Annotated in this window: 1 protein-coding gene and 1 pseudogene; both read left to right on the top strand. The window is 62.7% G+C overall.

Features of this window, described 5'->3' with window-relative positions; genetic code table 11:
- Positions 1–345: hypothetical protein (locus C487_RS12605; protein WP_006186163.1), on the top strand; the 345-nt coding region annotated here is incomplete at its 5' end.
- A gap of 230 nt (positions 346–575) precedes the next feature.
- A pseudogene (locus C487_RS12600) lies at positions 576–1,487 on the top strand (glutamine synthetase family protein); the annotation flags it as partial.

The raw sequence follows: 1,487 nt of genomic DNA, 5'->3' as shown, positions 1-1,487 counted from the left end.
CCCGCAACTGACCGCGACGACGGTGTGTCGGTCCAGCGGAAAGCGACGCTGTTTTGCTGGGAGTGTGACCACTCGAGTCCGGTCGACGGCAACTGGCTGGTGGACCCCCGCGATCAGTGCGTCGCGTACGTCTGTCCCGAATGTGGGACGACGCTCACGAAGCGACCGCGGTCGACCGGGTCGTCACGCGACCGGGCAGCGACGGGACCGCTGGCGGCGTGGCAGCGAACGATCCACGCGTCGACGATGGTCTGGCGGGCGAGCGTCGATGTCGGGTTCTCGAGTCTGGCCGCGTTCGTCGGCGTCGGGGCGACCACCGGTATCCGAGGATACCCCGATCCGTAGCCGATTCGTCGAACGGCATCTGTCCCCGACCGTTGGGAAAATTACTGACGGTGATTCCGGAGCTTCCGAAACGTGCTTTCACTTTCGTCGCCGATTTCGTCCGATATCAGTCTTCGGCCGCATATGCCGGATCGTAAAACACATTTGGACACTGCTAATGACATTTGCGGATATTCGCCAACAACAGTAGAGCTTTAATAGTAGAATCCGTTTGCATACTCGAGTAGAAGATGACGAACGGGAACCTAACCGCTGCGGAAGAGGAGGTACTGGACGAAATCGAGGCGGAAGACATCGACTTCCTTCGGCTGCAATTCACCGACATTCTGGGAACGGTCAAGAACGTCTCCGTGCCGGCCAGACAGGCCGAGAAAGCGTTTACCGAAGGCATCTACTTCGACGGCTCCTCGATCGAAGGCTTCGTTCGCATTCAGGAGTCGGACATGCGCCTCAAGCCCGACCCCGAGACGTTCGCGGTACTGCCATGGCAGAACCGCGAGGATGGGGCGTCCGCCCGGATGATCTGTGACGTCATCGATACCTCGACCGGCGACCCCTTCGAGGGCGATCCGCGCCGCGTGCTCAAGAACGCGCTCGAGCGCGCCGACGAGATGGGGTACAAGGTCAACGCCGCCCCGGAGCCGGAGTTCTTCCTGTTCGAGGAGGACGACGACGGCCGCGCCACGACCNGGGTACAAGGTCAACGCCGCCCCGGAGCCGGAGTTCTTCCTGTTCGAGGAGGACGACGACGGCCGCGCCACGACCATGACGAACGACGCCGGCGGCTACTTCGACCTCGCGCCGAAGGACCTCGCGAGCGACGTTCGCCGGGACATTATCTACGGACTCGAGGAGATGGGCTTCGAGGTCGAGGCCAGTCACCACGAGGTCGCCGAGGGCCAACACGAGATCAACTTCACCTACGACGACGCGCTCTCGACGGCCGACAACGTCGGGACATTCCGAACGGTCGTCCGCGCCATCGCCGCTCAACACGACCTGCACGCGACGTTCATGCCCAAACCGATCCCGCGCATCAACGGCTCGGGAATGCACACCCACCTCTCGCTGTTCACCGCTGACGGCGAGAACGCCTTCCACGACGAGGACGACGAGTTCAACCTGAGCGAGGAGGCCCACGC

Source organism: Natrinema pallidum DSM 3751 (genome assembly GCF_000337615.1).
GTDB classification, from domain to species: Archaea; Halobacteriota; Halobacteria; order Halobacteriales; family Natrialbaceae; genus Natrinema; species Natrinema pallidum.
The sequence above is the reverse complement of the archived record's forward strand: the minus strand, read 5'-3'. Positions and strand labels throughout refer to the sequence as shown.